We start from the raw sequence: 18993 nt of genomic DNA, 5'->3' as shown, positions 1-18993 counted from the left end.
GCGGGAGCGCGTCAGCGCTCCGCTCAGCGCTCTGATTTGTGCTTCGGCAGTTTCTTGGTCTTGGTCGATGCCATCTTGTCGAGTTCGCTTTCGCTCATCGACTTGTACATCGAACGCGAAGGGCCCTTCAGCGAACTGGCCTTCTTATCCCCGCGCTTGGCGGAGAGCGCCGCTCCCGCGGCCTGCTGTTGCGCCTTCGATTTGGCTGGCATATCAGTCTCCTTGGGATAGGGTGGCAGCAAACCGGACGATGCGGCAGCGGCCCCGGCATGCATGGCAACGCCGCAGCGATGCCATGCATGCCGGGGCCTGTCTGCCGCTGTCGCCCGCTGGATGGCCGGAACGCTATATCCGGCCGAGAAGCACGAGCAGCAGCACGATCAGGACGATCAGGCCCAGGCCGCCGCTTGGCCAGTAGCCCCAGCCGGAACTGTACGGCCAGGCCGGCAGGGCACTGACCAGCAGCAGGACAAGAATGATCAGAAGGATAGTGCCGATTCCCATGGCGTGCTCCTTGTTCGTGGATCGGGGAAGCCAGGGCTTCCGTACCGAAGCGGCCCGCGCATCTGAAAGGCCACTGCTCAAGGTTCAGCCTAGGTCAAGGCCCGGCCGCATCCCTCCGGGCAGGGGCTGATATCGGTGTAGGAATCGGACGACGCCGTGCGCCGACGAGCGCATCTGGCGCGTTGCACAACGGCCCGCGCAGCACATGGCTCTAGTTGTGGCTGGGCCTTCAGCCCGCCTCCGTCAGGCCGTGCTCGACCGCGTAGACCGCCACCTGCACGCGGCTGGCGAGGTTGAGCTTCTTCAGGATGTTCTGCACGTGGATCTTCACCGTGCTTTCGGCCACGCCGAGATCGCGTGCGATTTCCTTGTTGCTTTCGCCGCGCGCCAGCCCCTGCACGATTTCGCGCTCGCGCGCGGTCAGGCGCGGCGCGTCGTCGTGGCGCGGCGCGGCGGCGGGCGCCGGCGTGCGGAACTGCGCCACCAGCTTGGCCGTCATGCTGTCGGAGATCACCGGCTCGCCCGCGGCGGCGCGGCGGATGCCGGCGATCAGCGCCTCGGTCTCGATGTTCTTGATCAGGTAGCCGCGCGCACCGCTGCGCAGCGCGGCGGCCAGTTCTTCGGCTTCCTCGGACACGGTCAGCACGATCACCGCGGTCTGCGGCAGGTCTTCCACCAGCAGCTGCAGCGCCTCCAGCCCCGACAGGCCGGGCATATTGAGATCCAGCAGGATCACGTCGGGGCGATGCTGCTTGGCGCGCTTGATGCCCTCCACGCCATCGGCGGCTTCGTCGACGATCTCGAAATCGGTCTGGCGCTGCAGCAGCGCGCGAATGCCGGAGCGGAACAAGGTATGGTCGTCGATCAGCAGGATGCGGATAGTCATGGCTGGGTCTCGGTAGTCTGTGGGGCGGGGCGCGGCAGCACCAGCTCGATGCGCACGCCGCGGCCCGGGGCCGCCTGCACGTGCAGCTGCGCGCCCAGGCGCGCGGCGCGCTCGCGCATGATGCTCAGGCCGATATGCGCGTCGGCGCGCGTGGCGAGTTCGGCGGGATCGAAGCCTTCGCCGTCGTCTTCCACCACCAGGCGGAAGTCGCGGCCATGGCTGAGCGCCACCGTCACGTGCGCGGCCAGCGCGTGCTTGCGCACATTGGAGAGTGCTTCCTGCAGGATGAAGAGCACCTGCAGCTGTTGTTCCGGCGACAGCGGTCGGCCGCCTGCGCCGTTGCCGTCGGCATGCTCGTCGATGGTGAGCGTGGCTTCGGTGCGGCACTGCCGGCGGAAGCGCGTCACGGTGTCCTCCACTGCCGGGCGCAGTTCGCCGCTGCCCAGGCGCGAGCGGAAATTGTTGAGCAGCTCGCGCACGTCCTGGTAGCTCTCTTCCACGCCATGGCGCAGCATTGGCACGATCTCGCGGGTCTCGGCCAGGTCGTCGCGCGCCACGGCGTCGTCGAGCAGCTGCACCTGCAGGTTCAGGTAGTTCAGACCCTGCGCGATGCTGTCGTGCAGGCCCTGCGCCACCAGATTGCGTTCTTCCACCACCGCCAGCTGGCGCGCCGTCGCCGACAGCCGCAAGTGTTCCAGCGCCGTGCCCAGGTGCTGGCCCAGCGTTTCGAGCAGTTGCCGGTCGGAGGCGGGCAGCGCGCGCGGGGCGCGGAAATGCAGCGCGAACACGCCGGTGGCGCCGCGCTGGCTTTCGATGCGGAAGGCCGCCAGCGCCTGGAAGCCGTTGCGCGCGCACGGCGTGCCGTCCTGCATGGCCGCGGCGCCTTGCATGCCGCGCAGGTCGGTGATGGTAATCACGGCCTCGCGCGTCGCGTTGCCACAGTGGCAGGCATCGGCGGCGGCACACGACGCGGCCTCGGCCAGCGCCGCGGGCAGGCCCGCGCTGGCCAGCAGGTGCATGCGGCCGTGGCGCGGGTCGAGCACGCGCACGCTGCCGCCCTCGGCGTCGAACTGGCGCATCACGCGCGCCAGGAAGCCACGCGTCATGGTATCGACGTCGCTGGCCTGGTTCAGGAACGCCGCCATGTCGTACAGGGTCTCCAGGTCGCGGTTCTGGCGTTCCAGCTCGGCGGTCTTCTGCGCCACGCGCGCCTCCAGGTCGCGGTACAGGCCCTGCAGTTCGCCGGCCATGCGGTTGAAGCCTTCGTTGAGGGTGCCGAATTCGTCGCGGGTCTCCACCGGCAGGCGCAGCGAGAACTCGCGCGCGGCCATGCGCCGCAGGCCGTCCTGCAGCCGCAGCACCGGCAGGATGATCCACAGGTAGAGCAGGTAGATCACGGCCACGGTGCCCACGCAGGCCATCAGCGCCAGCGCCGTCTGCGACAGGCGCAGCAGGTCGGTCTTGCGCGCGCTGTCGTGCTCGATCATGCCGACCAGCGCGTCGGCCTGCGCCACGAAGCCCGGCAGCGCCGCGATATAGCGCGCCGGCGCGGTGCGGTCGGCGCCGGCCATGGCGATCGGGCGCAGCTGGGTGTGCCAGTCCTGCGTCACGCGCGCGAGTTGGGCGTGGATGGCGGGTTCGTCGGGCAGGAACAGCGGGCGCGACGGGTTGCCGCGGCGCAATTGCGCCAGCGTGCCGTCCAGCGCCTGTACCTGCATCGCCAGCGCGTTGCCGCGCTGCGCGTGCGCCAGCGTCAGCTCGATCGCGACCCGGTTGGCGCGCATGCGCAGGCTGCCGGCGTCATTGATGGCGGCGCCCGCGCCTTCGAGCTTCCACGACAGCCACAGCGTGCCGGAAATCATGCCGAGCACCACCAGCAGCACGGCCAGTGACAGCGAGATGATGCGCGTGGAAAGGCGATGGCGCAGCGGGGTGGCGGCCTGCGCTTCGGCCGGGGGATCGGCCGCAGGATCGGTGTAAGGCATGGTTCGGTATCGGGGGCTACCTGTCAGGGGAACGCTGGCTTGCTGTCAGCCTCGCGCGCGTCTCGAAGGCAATTCTCCGCGTGGCAGGCGCCGCACTACCTGCGCCAGATCAAGAAAACGCAAGGTCGGCCAGCTTCTTGCATGTGCGCGCGGAACCGCATTGCTCGCCCAGGCGTCAAGCGAGTTGGTGAGGAATACGACGCTATTGACATATCACGTTGTGATATGTCGACGCACCGGTCCCCTTGCACGGGCTATTGGCGCCCGACTTATCCCCGATCAAATCCCCACGCCGGGCAGCGCCCTAGCATCCGCTCAATACCGGTTTGGAGAATCCACGCCATGTCTGATGGCATCGACACCCTGGTGCAGCAGCACCGCCGTTGCGACACCGCGCTGGCACGCCTGGAAGGCGCGCTGCGCGAAGCTGACTGGGCACAGGCCGCCGCGGCGTTCGCTGGGCTGGAGGCCGCGCTCGACGGCAACTTCGGCGCGGAAGAGGCGCGGCTGTTCCCCGCCTTCGAGCAGGCCACCGGCATGGCCGGCGGCCCGACCGCCGTCATGCGCCACGAACACGACGAAGTGCGCGCACTGATGGACAACGTGCGTGAATGGCTGTCCCTGCGCGACGGCAATGCGCTCGCGGCCGAGACCGACACGCTGATGGTGTTGCTGCAGCAGCACAACATCAAGGAAGAAAACGTGCTGTTCCCGATGTGCCGCACGCACTTGCCGGATCTTGATGCCGTGCTGCATGGCATCGCATAGCGCTGGCGAGGCAACGCAACCGAGATGAAAGCCGCCAACCTCGACTACGAGCGCGCGCCGCGTCCCGCAGTGGTGTTCGGCTGCCTGGTGCCGGCGCCATGGCTGGGCGCCGCGGCAGGGCTGCTGCTCGCGGCGGGGCCCGCCGTTGGCTTGCCGGACCGCTTTGCGCCGCTGGCGCTGGTGGCAGTCCATGTGCTCGCGCTGGGCATGCTGATGCCGGTGATGGTAGGCGCGTTGTTCCAGATGATGCCGGTGGTGGCGGGCGTGGCCGTGCCGGGTGCTGGCGTGCTGGCGCCGTTTGTCGCCGTTGCCGGCGCCGGCGCGGCCGCCGGGCTGGGCTTCGGGCTGCTCGGCGGCATCCCGGGCGGCCTGCGCGCAGCGGCGGCGGCAGGCGTGCTGCTGCTGCTGGCTGGCGCGCTGCTGCTGGCCGCGGGGCGGCGCGTGGCCGCGGTCGACGCCACCACGCGCACGCTGGCCGGCATTGGCGCGCCGCTGCTGGCCGCGGCGCTGTGCGGTATCGCGCTGGCCGGCACCTTCGGCGGCTGGTGGCAGGTGCCTGTGGCGCCTGTGCTCGGCATGCATATGGCCTGGGCGCTGGGCGGCTGGCTGGCGGCGCTGGTGACCGGCGTGGCCACCACCGTGTTGCCGATGTTCTGGCAGACGCGGCGCCTGCCCGCGGCGCTGGCGCGCGGCCTGCCGATGGCGCACTGGGTGCCGCTGGCGCTGTTCAGTCTCGCAACCTTGCTTTGGCCCGGGCAGCCTGCCCTGGGCCAGGCGGTGCTGCTGGCGTGGCTGGCGTTCGTCGCCGTGGTGGCTGCCTGCGGGCTGGCCGGCACGCTGCGCGCGCGGCGCCGCCAGGACCCGCTGTGGCTGCTGTGGCCGGTGGCCTGCGCCAGTATGCTGGGCGCTGCCGTGCTGGGCGCGGCGGCGATCGTGCGGCCCGCATCGGATGCGCCGCTGGCGTGGTGGGCCGGCACCATGGCGCTCATCGGCACCGGCGTGCTGCCGGTCACGGCGATGCTCGGCAAGATCGTGCCGTTCCTGGTCTGGCTGCACCTGCGCCGGCTGCTGCCGCCGCGCGCGCGCGTGCCCGCCATGCAAGCCATCATCGTGCCCGCCCGGCAACGCCGCCAGGCGTGGCTGCTGCTGGCGGCCTACCTGCTGCTGCTGGCGCTGCCGCTGGCGCCTGTGCCGCTGGCGCGCGCCGCCGGCCTGCTGCTCGCCGCGGCCAATGCGTGGCTGGGCTGGCAATTGTTGTCCGCGTTGCGCTGCATGCGGCAGGTGCGTCGCCGTGGCGGCCTGCCGCCGCGCCATGCGGCCAGGAATACTGAAGGCAGTCATGTCGAAGGAGGTCATCACCATGGGTGAAACCGTCAACCTGGAAGCGCTGCCATTGTTCCGCGGCGTCGATGCAGACGTGGTGGCGCAGTTGCGAGGCGCGGCAACGCTGCGCTGCCTGCGCAAGGGCGAATACCTGTTCCGTGGCGGCGGGCCGTGCGCCGGCCTCTATATCGTGGTGGAGGGTTTGCTCAAGCTGGCGCTGCAGCCGCCGGCCGGGGACGAGACCACCGGCGAGCGCGCCATCGAAGTCTTCGGCCCGGGCGCGGCCTTCGGCGAAGATTTGCTCTGCCTGGACGTGCCGGGGCGCATGGCCTGCCAGGCGCAGACGCGCACGCTGGTGCTGCAGATCGGCAAGGCGGCGCTGTGGCAGGCCGTCATGCAGGAACCGCTGCTGGCCGCGCAGTTGCTGCGCAACCTGTCGGGCCGGCTGCATGGACTGATGCGCGATATCGAGGCGATCAGCCTGCAGAGCGCGTTGCAGCGCGTGGCGGGCTTCCTGCGCGAGCAGGCGTTTGCCACGCGGCGGACCTGGCTGGCCTGCACGCAGCGCGTGATTGCGTCAAAGCTGGGGATTACGCCGGAGACCCTGTCGCGCGTGATGCACAGGTTCTGCGCCGAGCGGCTGGTGCGGATCGAGCGCGGCAAGATCTACCTGATCGATCCGGATGGGTTGGCGCGCCAGGCCGGCGTGGGCGAATTGGCCGCGGCCTGACTGTCGGCGCGCGGCAGGCGCTGCGCGCCGGCGAACCGGCACGCGGCGGGCAGGTTCAGGCCGTGGCGGCCAACTTGGCAGGGGCCAGCGCCGCTGGCTTTTCTCCTGTCATCAGGTAGTGGATCAGCTCGGCCACAGGGCGGATCGCCTCGCCGAACGGCAGCGCGCCCTTGCCCCGGAAGAACAGCCCGCGTTCCACGTCGCCACGCACTGCCTGCGCCAGCTTGAGGTCGATGCAGAACTGGCCGATGCGCGCAATGCCATCGCGCAGGCCGCACGATTGCAGGCAATCGAACCCTTCCAGGCACTCGCGTACCTTGGCGCGGCGCTGCAGCCGTGCCTCGCTCGACAGATAGCGCGACAGCCATGGCGTCAGCACCGCGCGCGCCGGCAGGCCGGCCACGCTGGTGAATTCGCGCAGCGTCTCGGGCCGCGCCGTGGCCAGCACCTGCTTGAAGGCCGGATGCGCATCGCATTCCTCGGTGACGGCAAAAGCGGTGCCGAGCTGCACCGCCGCGGCGCCCTCGTTGAGCCAGTGGCGCACCTTGGCATGGCTGTCGATGCCGCCCGCGAGAATCAGCGGGATGCTGTCCCATGCGAGGCCCAGCGACTGGAACAGTTCGCGGCATTCGGCCAGCACGCGCGAAAACGAGAAGCGCGGCTCGGACAGATCCTGGATCGTGGCGGCGCCAAGGTGGCCACCGGCGTGGGCCGGGTGCTCGACCACGATGGCATCGGGCAGCCGGCCCTTCTTCATCCAGCGGCGCAGCACCAGGCCGATGCCGCGCGACTCGGACAGGATCGGGATCAGCGCCACCCTGGGGTGGCCGGCGGCCAGCTCGGGCAGGTCCAGCGGCAGCCCGGCGCCCATCACGATGGCATCGGCGCCGCTTTCGCACGCCTGGCGCACCAGCGCGGCGTGCGAGCCCACCGCCTTCATCACGTTGACCGCGATCATCCCGCGGCCTTCTGACAGCGTGCGCGCGGCGCGGATCTCGCGGTCGAGCGCCTCCAGGTTGGCGGCTTCGATGCCCGCCTTGTCGCGTACGCCGCGGGTGCGCGCCATCAGGTCGGGGTGGTGGTGGCGCAGGTCGATGCTGGCGATGGTGCCCACGCCGTTCTCGCGTGCCACGGCGCCGGCAAGCCGGTGCGCTGAAATGCCGATGCCCATGCCGCCCTGCACGATGGGCAACAGGCGGCGGCCGGCCAGCTTCAGCCAGTGTTCGTTCATAAATGGGATCTCCGGAAGGTAAATCGCGTGTTTGGCCGGCAGCCGGCCTGGCGCGGGGGGTGACTGGCGAAGCGTGGCACAGCGGAAAGCCCCTCCGTTTGCCGCAGGTCAAGTGCACGGGCGCTGCCTGCCATCGGCCTACGCCGACCGGCGTACGCCGGCGCGCGGCATGTGCCGTTGGTGCCGGTTTGCGCGCGATCAAGCCCCTGCCGCCAGCGCGTGGCTAGCATCAGCCGCTGTTCTTGTCCTGATTTCCTTGTCTTGTTTTCCACACCATGACAACTGCCTGTACTGGCCCGGATGCGGCCACCGTTGCGCCTGCCAGCGCGCCACGCCGGCCTCAGCTGGTCGCGCCCGCCGGCTCGCTGGCGGCGCTGCGCATGGCGCTGCAGCACGGCGCCGACGCGGTTTACCTTGGCCTGCGCGATGCCACCAATGCGCGCAACTTCGGTGGCCTGAACTTCACCGAGGCGGACATCCGCACCGGCGTCGCCGAAGCCCATGCCCGTGGCGCCGAAGTGCTGTTCGCGATCAACACCTTCGCGCAGATGGGCGCGGTGGCGCAGTGGCACCGCGCCGTCGACGCCGCGGCTGAACTGGGTGCCGACGCGGTCATCATGGCCGACGCCGGCCTGATGGGCTACGCCTGCGAGCGCCATCCCGGGCTGCGCCTGCACTTGTCGGTGCAGGGCTCGGCCACGCATGCCGATGCCATCGAGCTGATGCGCGAGCGCTTCAATATCCGCCGCGTGGTGCTGCCGCGCGTGCTGTCGCTGGCGCAGATCGGCAAGCTGGCGCGGCAGACCAGCGTCGAGCTGGAAGTGTTCGGCTTCGGCAGCCTGTGCGTGATGGCCGAAGGGCGCTGCCTGCTGTCGTCGTACGCGACCGGCGATTCGCCCAACAACAAGGGGGTCTGCTCGCCCGCGCACGCGGTGCGCTGGACCGAGCAGGACGGCACCATGCAGGCGCGCCTGTCCGGCATCCTGATCGACAGCTACGCGCCCGGCGAGCCGGCCGGCTATCCAACGCTGTGCAAGGGCCGCTTCGAGGTGGAGGGCGAGCGCGGCTACGTGCTGGAAGAGCCCACCAGCCTCAACGCGCTGTCGCTGCTGCCCGCGCTGGTCGGCATGGGCATCGCCGCGATCAAGATCGAAGGCCGGCAGCGTAGCCCGCGCTATGTCGCCGATGTGGTCGGCGTGCTGCGCGCCGCCATCGACGACGCCTGCGGCGATCCCGCGCGCTTTGCGCCGCGCCAGGAATGGCAGGCCACGCTGGGCCGCCATGCCGAGGGCGACCAGGTGACCCAGGGCGCCTACGACCGGCCATGGCGGTGATGCGCATGGATGCGACCCCTGTTTATGCCGCCACCGCCCTTGCCACCATGGACCTTGCCATGCCTGAGACCGCAGCGGCGACCGCGCCGCAACCTGCTTCACTACGTACTGCGCCGCCATTCGGCATCGCCCTCGGCCCGCTGCTGTACTACTGGCCGCGCGAGCGCGTGCTGCAGTTCTACGCCGCGGTCGCCGATGCTCCGGTGGACCGCGTCTACCTCGGCGAGACTGTCTGCACGCGGCGCCATGAGCTGCGCCACGCGCAATGGCTGGAGATCGCGCAGATGCTGCGCGATGCCGGCAAGGAGGTGGTGCTGTCCACGCCGGTGCTGGTGGAGTCCGATACCGACATCGCCTGGATGCGCCGCGCCTGCGAGCAGCACGGCTACCTGGTCGAGGCCAACGACCTCGGCGCGGTGCGCTGCATGGGCGGGAGGGCGTTCATCGCCGGCCCGCATCTGAACGTCTACCACGCCGACACGCTGGCCTGGCTGGCGGGGCTGGGCGCGGCCGGCTGCGTCGTGCCGGTGGAAATGGACGGCCGCACGCTGGCCGCACTGGCCGCGGCGCGGCCGGGCGGCACCGCGGTCGAGGCCTTTGTCTGGGGCCGCATGCCGCTGGCCTTCTCGGCGCGCTGCTTCACCGCGCGCCACCATCGGCTGCGCAAGGACAGCTGCGAGTTCCGCTGCATGGACTACCCCGACGGGCTGGTTGCGGCCACCGGCGAAGGCCAGGCGTTCTTCACGCTCAACGGCGTGCAGACGCAGAGCGCGACCTGCCTGGACCTGTGCGGCGAGGCGCTCGCCATGGCCGCGATGGGCGTGGACATGCTGCGCGTCAGCCCGCACTCGACCGGCACGCTGGAGGTGGTGCAACACCTGGCGGCGATCCGCGCGGGCAAGCGCGCGCCGGTGCCCAGCGGCATCACGCCGGCGGAGGCGCAGCCCTGCAACGGCTACTGGCACGGCGGCGCCGGCATTGCGTGGGAGGCACGGGCATGAACACGTTGCACAAGCTGTTGACCGGCGTGCACCGGCGCATGCCGGCACGGGCACGCGCGCTGCCGCTGGTGGCGGCGCTGGAACTGGCGCGCCGCGCTGGCTGGCTGGAGCCGCCGGCCGCGCTGGAAGGGCAGGTGTTCCTGCTGACGGTGCAGGACCTGGGGCTGGAAGTGCCGTTCCGCTGTGAGGGCGGGCGCTTCCGCACCGCCAGCGCGGGCAGCGGCGAACCCGCGCTGACGCTGCGCGCGGCCGCGGTGGACTACCTGCGGCTGCTCGGCGGCGAGGCCGACACCGACACGCTGTTCTTCCAGCGCAAGCTGGTGATCAGCGGCGACACCGCGCTCGGGCTCGAGGTCAAGTACTGGCTCGATGCGGCACCGCGGCCGGCGTGGGTCAGCCAGGCAGCGGCGCGGCTGGTGGCCCTGCAGGGCGCGCTGACGGTGCGCGCCGGCTAGCGGCAGTCAGGGCTTCATGCCTCGGCCTCGGCCACGGCCGCTCACGCCGCTTCGCCATCCAGCATGTACCGGTTGCGGCCCGCGCGCTTGGCGCGGTACATCGCGCTGTCGGCGTGGTGCAGCAGCGGCTCCAGCCGCGGCGACTCGGGCACGGCGCAGACCGCGCCGACGCTGATCGTCACCACGGGCTGCACCGGGGTGCCGCGGTGCGCGATGCCGAGCTCGCGCACCGCCGCGACCATGCGGCGCGCCACGTCGCGGGTCTCTTCGCGCGATGCGCCGGGCAGCACCGCCGCGAATTCCTCGCCGCCCAGCCGCGCGCAGAACTGCTCGCCCGCCACCGTGCCGGCCAGCGCGCAGGCGATCTGGCGCAGGCAGTCGTCGCCCGCCACGTGGCCGTGCAGGTCGTTGTATTGCTTGAACAGGTCGACATCCAGGATCAGCAGCCCCAGCGTCTGGCCGCGCTCGTGCGAGCGGGTCACGGCGGCAAGCGACTCGCGCTGGAAGTAGCGCCGGTTCGGGATGCCGGTGAGCGCGTCGACGTCGAGGTCGGCCTGCATCTGCCACAGCTGCTCCTCGGTCTGGCCAAGGCGCGCGGTCAGTGCCAGCTCGCGCGACTGGAAGCGGCTGATGTCGCGCATGAACACCAGGCTGCCGATCTGCCTGCCGTCCAGGCGCGCGACGCTTTCGACAGTCAGCTCGAACGGGGCGCCTGCCGGCACGAACGGCGTGGCGGGTGCAGGCCCGGGTGCCGCCTGCGCCGATTCCAGCGCCGTCGCCCATCCCGTCGGCACCGGGCTGCCGCGGCGCAGCTCCGGCCACAACTGCACCGCCGCCGGGTTGAACTCGACCACTGTGCGCTTGGCGTCGACAATCACGCAGCCCTCGCGCAGCGCGTCGAACACGCGCAGCCGGGAGTAGTGGCCGATATCGTCCAGGTGCGTGCGCAGCGCGCAGAACCACACCAGCACCGCCATCAGCGAAAACGTGGCCGGGGTCAGGTCGCCGCCCAGCGGGCCGGTCCAGCGGTTCAGGTAAGCGACATGGGCAATCAGCGGCAGGGCCAGGCCGCCGGCCAGGATGACGCGGCCGCGGCGCGACAGGGCGTCGTTGGGCACTTCGGCCGTCATCAGGAAATACCAGCTCAGCGCCAGCAGCGAGTAAGACCAGAACGCCACCACAACGTAACCCGCGCCATGCTCGAACACCGCGCCGGGTGCGACTCCCGGCGGCATCAGCGTAATGCGCGTCCAGACCAGGTGGTGCCGCTCGTTGGTGAAGACCAGCACCACCGTCACCACCGCCGCCAGCACCGGCAGCCACAGCCGCGACCATGGCACCACGTAGCGCGGGCGGCTCAGGTGCACCATCGCCACCAGCCAGCCGATCGGCACCGCGACGATGCCGATGTACTGGATCTTGGCCCACAGGATGCGCCCGGGCAGGTCGGTCGAACTGATCTCAAGCAGGCGTCCGCCGCTCCAGACTACCGCACCGAAGGCCAGCACCAGGAACGCCTGGACGGTGGGGTCGTCGCGCCGGGGCCAGGTGGCAATGGCCATGCCGATGCAGCAGACGACGGCGACGGTGAGCAGCAGGACCAGTGGATATGAGGGCATGAACCGGGGCGCGTCCTGAACCAGTCCTGTGTGGGGATCCGCCAGCCGGGACGGCGGGGATGGCGGATCGGCGTGTCATGATTTGCATGATACCGGGGCGCGCGCGTTGTCATGGCAAGGCACGCAGGAATAATTGGCCAGCGGCGTGCTGGCACGCAACGCCATGGCGCTCGTGCCGGGTCAGTTCGCGCGCGGACGCGGTGTCTCGCGGACCAGCCAGGCGGGAATGTCGGTGACGGCCTTCGCGCCCGCGGTCCAATCCGTCAGCGGGCCCTGCATGAACAGGTGGCCCCAGCCATCGATCCATTTCTGCTGGGCGCGCGCCAGCAGTTCCAGCATGGCCGAGGCATAGTGCAGCGGCCCGCCCAGCAGCGGCAACTCGCTGGCGATCTCGCGCGCGTACAGGGTCTCGGGATCCTGTTCCACCAGCAGGCCCACGGCGTCGAAGCGCAGTTCGTCGGCCATGCTGCGGGCAAATTCCAGGTTCAGTTCGGCCATGCGGCGCCACGTGTCGGCCAGGTCTGCCTGCATGGACTGGAACTGTTGCAGGCTGGCAAAGCCTGCCGCGAAGACGGCAGGGAATGCGCCAGGGAATGGCCAGAAGGCTTGCGTTGCGGTCATCATCATGGGCATCTCCGGTACGGGTCCACAGGAAGCGCCGGCCGCAGGGTGGTGACGCCACCACATGCATGTTGCACTGCAAACGACGCCTGATTAGCTTAGGCAGACCAGGCGACCTTTGCCATCGCCGATGCCGCCCACGCCCTCACTTGCAGCCCAGGCGCCTGGCCAGCTTGTGCAGGTTGCTGGCGTCCACGCCAAGTTGCCGCGCCGCCTGCGCCCAGTTGCCGCCCTGGGCCTGCAGCGCCTGTTCGATGCAGGCGCGCTGGGTCTGGTCGACGGCGTCGCGCAGGCTCGTGCCGGGGACGATCGCGGGCAGCGCGGCGCGAGCGGCCTCCGCCGGCGCCTGGGGCGCCGCATCGAGCCCGTCCAGGTCAAGCAGTTCCGTCTCCAGCGTGACGATGTCGTTGCGGCCGGCGCCCCGGCTGACCGCACGCAGCGCGGCGCGACTGAGCACGTGCTCTAGCTCGCGCACGTTGCCGGGCCAGCGATAGCGCCGCAGCGCGTCCTGCGCCGCCGGCGACAGGCGCAGGCTGCGCAGGCCCAGGCGGGCGCGGTTCAGTTCCAGGAAGCGCCCGGCCAGCAGCAGCACATCGTTGCCGCGCTCGCGCAGCGGCGGGATCGGGATCGGATAGACCGACAGGCGGTGGTACAGGTCGGCGCGGAACGAGCCATCGCGCACATGTTCGCGCAGGTTGCGATTGGTGGCGGCAATCACGCGCACGTTGACGCGGCGCGGCCGGTCCGAGCCCAACCGCTGGATCTCGCCGTTCTGGAGGGTGCGCAGCAGCTTGGCCTGGATCGACAGCGGCAATTCGCCAACTTCATCGAGGAACAGCGTGCCGCCGTCAGCGGCCTCGAAGCGGCCCGGACGTTCGCCGGTGGCGCCGGAGAAGGCGCCGCGGGCGTGGCCGAACAACTCGCTCTCGGCCAGGGACTCAGGCAGCGCCGCGCAGTTGACATGCACCAGCGGCTGCGCGCGCCGGCGCGACTGGCGGTGCAGCCGGTGCGCGAACAGCTCCTTGCCGACGCCGGTCTCGCCCAGCAGCAGCACCGGCAGCTCGGTATCGGCAACCACTTGCAGCTCGTGCAGCAGGTTGGCGATGGCCTCGCTCTGGCCGACGATCTCGCCGGTGATGTCACCGTTGCCGACAGTGCCCTCGTCGGCAACCGGTTTGCCCCGTGCCACCTGCAGCGCCAGGATCTCGGCCTCGAGCCGGGTGGTCCGGATCGCGGCCTCGACGACCACGGTAAGGCGCTGCAACTCGGCCTGCGCGGCGGCGTCGAAGGTGCCCACCGTGAGCGCATCGAGCGTCAGCACGCCCCATGGCTGCCCTTCGACCTCCAGGCTGGTGCCCATGCAGTCGTGCACCGGCAGCGGCTCGCCCACGCGCTCGTCGATCAGGCCATCGTACGGGTCAGGCAGCACGCTGTCGTGGTGGAAGCAGGTCACGCCGCGCCGCGCCAGGATCGCCGCCAGCCGGGGGTGCAGGCCGACGGCAAAGCGCCGGCCCAGCGCGTCGCCGACCAGGCCGTCCACCGCCATCGGGCGCAGGTGGTCTTCTTCCTGCCGCAGCAGCGCCACGGCGCCACAGCGGAAATGTGCCCGCAGGCCGCTGACCAGGCGCTGCAGGCGCACGGCATGGGGCAGGTCGGCGACCAGGTCGGCCAGCAATTCGGGAACGATCGCGGAAGTCGTCATGGTGAAAAACACCATTTAGGGTGATTGATACCACGGCCAGTCTAGGGTATTTAAAACCATCTGTGTGGCAAACCATTGATCCAAAATGGTTTTTTTCAGGCACGCTCCTCGCGTCATGTCATGCGGACGCAACTTCCCACCCAGGAGCACCTCATGACCTTCCAAGACCAATCGCTTGGCCAGCTGGCCCGCCGCATCCCCGGCGCGACGCGCATCTTCCATGACTACGCGCTCGACTTCTGCTGCGGAGGCAAGCAGACGCTGCGCGATGCCGCGCTCGAAAAGGGCCTCGATGCCGCCGCCGTCGACAGCATCGAAGCGCGGCTGCATGCCCTGCACGACGACGCCGCACCCGCCGGACAGGACTGGAACATCGCGACGCCGGGCGCGCTGATCGACCATATCCTGACGCGCTTCCACGCCCGTCACCGCGAGCAGTTGCCTGAACTGATCCGGCTCGCAAGCCGGGTCGAGCAGGTCCACGGCGACCGGCCCGATTGCCCGGTCGGCCTGGCCGACCACCTGACCGGCATGCTCGGCGAGCTGGAAACCCATATGCAGAAGGAAGAGCAGGTGCTGTTCCCGATGCTGACCCGGGGCATGCAGGCCGCCGCCGGCCGCCCGATCGCGGTGATGCGCATGGAGCATGACGACCACGGCGTCGCGCTGCAGCGGCTCGCTGCGCTGACCAATGACATCACGCTGCCGCGCGCGGCCTGCAATACCTGGCGCGCGCTTTACCTGGGCCTGCGCGCATTGCGCGAAGACCTGATGGAACACATCCACCTGGAAAACAACGTGCTGTTCGAGAACGCGACCGTGGCCGCCACCGTACCCGCCACCGGTTGCGGCTGCCCGAGCCACGCCTGAGCCGCGCACCAGCCATTACAACCAACGACTTCGCATCATGGGTTCCTACCGCAGACTCTGGTTCCTGCTGATCGCCGTGCTGGCGGTCACTTTCTCCCTGCTCGGCTACTACGGCGTCGAGGTGTACCGGCAGGCCCCGCCAATGCCGGCCAAGGTCGTCACGGCCGAAGGCCGCACCCTGTTCACCGGCGACGAGATCCTGGACGGCCAGACCGCCTGGCAGTCCGTTGGCGGCATGCAGCTCGGTTCGATCTGGGGCCATGGCGCCTACCAGGCGCCGGACTGGACCGCCGACTGGCTGCATCGCGAACTGATCGCGTGGCTCGAGTTGGCGGCGCAGGACGCATACGGCCGTCCGTACGCCAGACTGGCCGCGCCCGAACAGGCCGCGCTGCGCGAGCAGTTGCGAGCGGAATACCGCGGCAACGCCACCGATCCGGCCACCAACGTGCTGACGGTGTCGAAGCGCCGCGCGCAGGCCATTGCCAACACCGCGGCCTACTACGACCAGCTCTTCTCCGACGCGCCGGCGCTGCACACCACGCGCGATCACTACGCCATGAAGGAGAACACGCTGCCCAGCGCCGAGCGGCGCCAGCAGCTGACGCACTTCTTCTTCTGGACCGCATGGGTCGCTTCGACCGCGCGCCCCGGGCATGAAGCCACCTATACCAACAACTGGCCGCATGAGCCGCTGATCGGCAACCAGCCGACCAGCGAAAACGTGGTGTGGTCGGTGATCAGCGTGGTGGTGCTGCTGGCCGGGGTGGGCTTCCTGGTGTGGGCGTGGGCCTTCCTGCGCGGCAAGGAAGAAACGCCGCCGCAGGCGCCCGCGCGCGACCCGCTGCTGTCGGTGGCGCTGAGCCCGTCGCAGCGCGCGCTTGGCAAGTACCTGTTCCTGGTGGTGGCGCTGTTCGTGTTCCAGGTGTTCCTGGGCGGCTTTACCGCGCACTACACCGTCGAGGGGCAGAAGTTTTACGGCATCGACGTATCGCAGTGGTTCCCGTACGCGCTGGTGCGCACCTGGCATATCCAGAGCGCGCTGTTCTGGATCGCAACCGGCTTCCTGGCCGCGGGCCTGTTCCTGGCGCCGCTGATCAACGGCGGCAAGGACCCGAAGTTCCAGCGGCTCGGCGTCGATGTCCTGTTCTGGGCGCTGGTGGTAGTGGTGGTGGGCTCGTTTACCGGCAACTACCTGGCGATCGCGCAGAAGCTGCCGCCGCACCTGAACTTCTGGCTGGGCCACCAGGGCTATGAATATGTCGACCTGGGCCGGCTGTGGCAGATCGGCAAGTTCGCCGGCATCCTGATCTGGCTCGTGCTGATGATGCGCGGCATCCTGCCGGCGCTGCGCGCGCGCGGCACCGACCGCAACCTGCTGGCGCTGCTGACCTCTTCGGTGGTGGCGATCGGCCTGTTCTACGGCGCGGGCCTGGCCTACGGCGAGCGCACCAGCCTGACGGTGATGGAGTACTGGCGCTGGTGGGTGGTGCACCTGTGGGTGGAAGGCTTCTTCGAGGTCTTCGCCACCACCGCGCTGGCCTTTATCTTCGCCACGCTTGGGCTGGTGTCGCGCCCGATGGCGACCGCGGCCAGCCTGGCCTCGGCATCGCTGTTCATGCTCGGCGGCATCCCCGGCACCTTCCACCACCTGTACTTTGCCGGCACCACCACGCCGGTGATGGCGGTCGGCGCCGCGTTCAGCGCGCTGGAAGTGGTGCCGCTGATCGTGCTGGGCCATGAGGCCTGGGAGAACTGGAGCCTGAAGCAGCGCGCGCCGTGGATGGCCGACCTGAAGTGGCCGCTGATGTGCTTCGTCGCGGTGGCGTTCTGGAACATGCTGGGCGCCGGCGTGTTCGGCTTCATGATCAACCCGCCGATCGCGCTGTACTACATCCAGGGCCAGAACACCACGCCGGTCCACGCGCATGCGGCGCTGTTCGGGGTCTATGGCTTCCTGGCGCTGGGCTTTACGCTGCTGGTGCTGCGCTACGTGCGGCCGGCGTACCGGTTGAGCCCGGCGCTGATGAAGACGGCTTTCTGGGGCCTGAACGCCGGCCTCGTGCTGATGATCGGCACCAGCCTGCTGCCCGTCGGCATCATCCAGTTCCTGGCCAGCGTCGAGCATGGCACGTGGTATTCGCGCAGCGAGGAATTCATGCAGCAGCCGATCCTGCAGACGCTGCGCTGGGTGCGCACGTTCGGCGACGTGGTGTTTATCGTCGGCGCGGTGTCGTTTGCCTGGCAGGTGCTGCTGGGGCTGGCGAATCGGACGCCGGCCGCGGCGGATGCGGCGGCAGTGAGGATGAAGGCGGCGGCGCGTTGAAGCGCGCGGTAACGACGCTGTAAGAGGTAAGGAGAGGCAATAGTTGCCCGCCCGGGTTCCGGGCGGGTATTTTTTACGTCAGTTGTAGCCTAGGACCGCGATCGTCGCTACGTCTGGCCGGTCGTTCGAATTGTCCGTCAGCACTTCCGTGGGTGTCTTTTGCTGGCCCGCCCAATGCGGCCTGATCTGCGATGCCTGGCGGGTTGCGCCCGGCAACGATACGGGAGAGGGATCAATGCTGGTGGTGGCGTTCATCTGCGTTTCTCGGTAAGAAGCTCTTCAGGTCGGCGATTCTTCAGGCGCGGCCTGCCTGGGCAAGGCCATCGTGGGATTTCTGGGTCCGGCTGCGCTTGATGATGCCGAACACAATCAGCACCACGGGAAGGATCAGCAGGCCTTCCGCCAACTCGGGATCGACGGGTAGCTTGACGACATGCAACGCCTTCAACCCGGCTGCCGCGATGGACAACACGTAATACGAGATCGCTGCGACGGACAGGCCCTCGACGGCATGCTGCAGATGCAGCTGGTTCCGCGCGGTACGATCCAGTCCGGCCAGCAGCCTGGTGACATCGCGTTCCTGGGTCAGGTTGACACGGGTGCGGAGCAGGTCGACAGCACGCGCCACCCGTGCCGCGATCTGTTCGTGGCGTGACCAGACGCTGCGGCATGTCTCCATGGCGGGTCCGAAACGCCGCTCCATGAACTCCGAGATCGTAGGCATGCCTTCGATTCGCTGTTCCCGCAACTCCTGGATGCGCGCCAGCACGATTCGCTCATAGGCGCGCGAAGCGCTGAAGCGCCCGCTGTGCCCGGACAGTGATTCCACGCGCACGGCCAGTTCGGTGAGCCTGTCCAGCAGTTCCGCATCGTCTTCGCCGGCGCGACGGGTATCCATGGCCCGCATCAGTTCCTGGAGCGACGCGTGAATGTCGTCGAGCTCCCGGCCCAGGCTGCGTGCGACCGGCAATGCCAGCAACGCCATCATGCGATACGTCTCGATCTCGTAGAGCCGTTGCAGCAGCCTGCCGCCTTGTTCCTCGCGGAAGTCCTCATCGATCGCAAGGATGCGCATATAGCCGTCGGCCCGCACATTCCAGTCGCAGTAGACCTTGCCGCCGCCAAGGACTTCGCTGCCGACGAGAACCGGGCCGTCGAGCCAATGGCGCAAGCTAGCGCTCGCGCCGGCGGCAGCGTTTCCTGACAGCAATTCCATCCGGACCGCATGAAATCGCTTGCCCGCCAGCAGGCTCAGCCAATCCGCCGGAACACCATCGATGGCGAGGTCGTTGAAGTAGTCGGTGTCGTCGCGCGGACTGACGAACGTGAACGTGGAGAACTCGGTGTGCCGCTCCCATTTCAGATGCCAGCCGAAGGGCGACTGCACGGCGTAGTGCGTGAGCCCGTCCACGGGTAGCGCCATGCCGGTCTGTTCGCACAGGGTGCGAACGAGATACTCGTGGATCGCAGGATCCTCATCCGAGTAGATTGCGTAGTGGGTCAGTGACACGCTGCCGCTGAGCCGAAGAAAGGGGCGGGCGTGCAATTCAGCGACGAGGGAGGCGCGTAGCGGGTGGTCGACGAGTAGCGAAGCGGCTTTGTTGTCCATGCTAGGAGGGCGGATTCCGGAATCCCGCG

18 protein-coding genes are annotated in these 18993 nt (G+C 69.3%); 8 read left to right on the top strand and 10 right to left on the bottom strand.

Annotation, left to right across the window (positions count from 1 at the left end):
- Nucleotides 1-23 precede the first annotated feature (23 nt).
- The 4 genes from ACIP1U_RS12580 to ACIP1U_RS12565 form a co-directional block, all read right to left on the bottom strand.
- Nucleotides 24-212, bottom strand: coding sequence for a DUF3008 family protein (locus tag ACIP1U_RS12580; protein ID WP_400315102.1), 189 nt, complete (start codon nucleotides 210-212; stop codon nucleotides 24-26).
- Between the two features lie 133 nt (nucleotides 213-345).
- Nucleotides 346-504, bottom strand: coding sequence for a DUF3309 family protein (locus ACIP1U_RS12575; RefSeq protein WP_400315100.1), 159 nt, complete (start codon nucleotides 502-504; stop codon nucleotides 346-348).
- Between the two features lie 229 nt (nucleotides 505-733).
- Nucleotides 734-1390 carry a response regulator transcription factor gene (locus ACIP1U_RS12570; protein WP_063237447.1) on the bottom strand — a complete coding sequence of 219 codons (657 nt, stop codon included), beginning with the start codon at nucleotides 1388-1390 and terminating at the stop codon, nucleotides 734-736.
- Nucleotides 1387-3375 carry a type IV pili methyl-accepting chemotaxis transducer N-terminal domain-containing protein gene (locus tag ACIP1U_RS12565; protein ID WP_400315097.1) on the bottom strand — a complete coding sequence of 663 codons (1989 nt, stop codon included), beginning with the start codon at nucleotides 3373-3375 and terminating at the stop codon, nucleotides 1387-1389. The genes ACIP1U_RS12570 and ACIP1U_RS12565 overlap by 4 nt, the downstream gene beginning before the upstream one ends.
- Nucleotides 3376-3717: 342 nt before the next feature.
- Between ACIP1U_RS12565 and ACIP1U_RS12560 the strand changes: the two genes are divergently transcribed.
- From ACIP1U_RS12560 to ACIP1U_RS12550, 3 genes are read left to right on the top strand one after another with little or no spacing between them, the layout of a single operon-like run.
- Nucleotides 3718-4143, top strand: a complete 426-nt coding sequence (locus ACIP1U_RS12560) for a hemerythrin domain-containing protein (RefSeq protein ID WP_400315095.1) — start codon at nucleotides 3718-3720, stop codon at nucleotides 4141-4143.
- A 24-nt stretch (nucleotides 4144-4167) separates the two neighbouring features.
- The gene (locus ACIP1U_RS12555) at nucleotides 4168-5511 is read left to right on the top strand and encodes a hypothetical protein (RefSeq protein WP_400315093.1); all 1344 of its coding nucleotides are present in this window, start codon (nucleotides 4168-4170) and stop codon (nucleotides 5509-5511) included.
- Nucleotides 5483-6196: a Crp/Fnr family transcriptional regulator gene (locus ACIP1U_RS12550; RefSeq protein WP_400315090.1), complete on the top strand. Its 714-nt coding sequence runs from the start codon at nucleotides 5483-5485 to the stop codon at nucleotides 6194-6196. The genes ACIP1U_RS12555 and ACIP1U_RS12550 overlap by 29 nt, the downstream gene beginning before the upstream one ends.
- A 55-nt stretch (nucleotides 6197-6251) precedes the next feature.
- Here ACIP1U_RS12550 and ACIP1U_RS12545 read toward each other — a convergent pair whose 3' ends face one another.
- Nucleotides 6252-7427, bottom strand: coding sequence for an NAD(P)H-dependent flavin oxidoreductase (locus ACIP1U_RS12545; protein WP_400315087.1), 1176 nt, complete (start codon nucleotides 7425-7427; stop codon nucleotides 6252-6254).
- A gap of 380 nt (nucleotides 7428-7807) precedes the next feature.
- Between ACIP1U_RS12545 and ACIP1U_RS12540 the strand changes: the two genes are divergently transcribed.
- The 3 genes from ACIP1U_RS12540 to ACIP1U_RS12530 are packed head-to-tail and all read left to right on the top strand — an operon-like array spanning nucleotide 7808 to nucleotide 10217.
- The gene (locus ACIP1U_RS12540; protein WP_035876790.1) at nucleotides 7808-8761 is read left to right on the top strand and encodes a peptidase U32 family protein; all 954 of its coding nucleotides are present in this window, start codon (nucleotides 7808-7810) and stop codon (nucleotides 8759-8761) included.
- 59 nt (nucleotides 8762-8820) lie between these two features.
- Nucleotides 8821-9762 carry a U32 family peptidase gene (locus ACIP1U_RS12535; protein WP_400315446.1) on the top strand — a complete coding sequence of 314 codons (942 nt, stop codon included), beginning with the start codon at nucleotides 8821-8823 and terminating at the stop codon, nucleotides 9760-9762.
- The gene (locus ACIP1U_RS12530; RefSeq protein ID WP_400315085.1) at nucleotides 9759-10217 is read left to right on the top strand and encodes an SCP2 domain-containing protein; all 459 of its coding nucleotides are present in this window, start codon (nucleotides 9759-9761) and stop codon (nucleotides 10215-10217) included. Before ACIP1U_RS12535 ends, ACIP1U_RS12530 begins: the two co-directional genes overlap by 4 nt.
- Nucleotides 10218-10258: 41 nt before the next feature.
- Here the strand turns inward: ACIP1U_RS12530 and ACIP1U_RS12525 are convergent, their stop codons facing one another.
- The 3 genes from ACIP1U_RS12525 to norR all read right to left on the bottom strand — a co-directional run bounded on the left by ACIP1U_RS12525 (nucleotide 10259) and on the right by norR (nucleotide 14159).
- Nucleotides 10259-11836, bottom strand: coding sequence for a histidine kinase N-terminal 7TM domain-containing protein (locus ACIP1U_RS12525; protein ID WP_400315082.1), 1578 nt, complete (start codon nucleotides 11834-11836; stop codon nucleotides 10259-10261).
- A gap of 180 nt (nucleotides 11837-12016) precedes the next feature.
- The gene (locus ACIP1U_RS12520) at nucleotides 12017-12463 is read right to left on the bottom strand and encodes a polyhydroxyalkanoate granule-associated phasin (RefSeq protein WP_400315079.1); all 447 of its coding nucleotides are present in this window, start codon (nucleotides 12461-12463) and stop codon (nucleotides 12017-12019) included.
- A gap of 139 nt (nucleotides 12464-12602) precedes the next feature.
- Complete coding sequence (gene norR, locus ACIP1U_RS12515) at nucleotides 12603-14159, bottom strand: nitric oxide reductase transcriptional regulator NorR (RefSeq protein ID WP_400315077.1); 1557 nt, start codon at nucleotides 14157-14159, stop codon at nucleotides 12603-12605.
- A 153-nt stretch (nucleotides 14160-14312) separates the two neighbouring features.
- Between norR and ytfE the strand changes: the two genes are divergently transcribed.
- Together ytfE and ACIP1U_RS12505 are read left to right on the top strand one after the other, a co-directional pair.
- Entirely contained in the window at nucleotides 14313-15029 is a 717-nt protein-coding gene (gene ytfE / locus ACIP1U_RS12510; RefSeq protein WP_400315076.1) for an iron-sulfur cluster repair protein YtfE, read from the top strand.
- A 37-nt stretch (nucleotides 15030-15066) separates the two neighbouring features.
- Nucleotides 15067-17355 (top strand): nitric-oxide reductase large subunit, encoded by a 2289-nt coding sequence (locus ACIP1U_RS12505; protein WP_400315074.1) that lies wholly within the window; start codon nucleotides 15067-15069, stop codon nucleotides 17353-17355.
- Between the two features lie 78 nt (nucleotides 17356-17433).
- Here ACIP1U_RS12505 and ACIP1U_RS12500 read toward each other — a convergent pair whose 3' ends face one another.
- Together ACIP1U_RS12500 and ACIP1U_RS12495 are read right to left on the bottom strand one after the other, a co-directional pair.
- Nucleotides 17434-17610: a hypothetical protein gene (locus ACIP1U_RS12500; protein WP_400315072.1), complete on the bottom strand. Its 177-nt coding sequence runs from the start codon at nucleotides 17608-17610 to the stop codon at nucleotides 17434-17436.
- Nucleotides 17611-17650: 40 nt separating this feature from the next.
- The gene (locus tag ACIP1U_RS12495; protein ID WP_400315070.1) at nucleotides 17651-18964 is read right to left on the bottom strand and encodes a DUF3422 family protein; all 1314 of its coding nucleotides are present in this window, start codon (nucleotides 18962-18964) and stop codon (nucleotides 17651-17653) included.
- Nucleotides 18965-18993 lie beyond the last annotated feature (29 nt).

The organism is Cupriavidus sp. NPDC089707, assembly GCF_044748965.1.
GTDB lineage: Bacteria > Pseudomonadota > Gammaproteobacteria > Burkholderiales > Burkholderiaceae > Cupriavidus.
The sequence above is the reverse complement of the archived record's forward strand: the minus strand, read 5'-3'. Positions and strand labels throughout refer to the sequence as shown.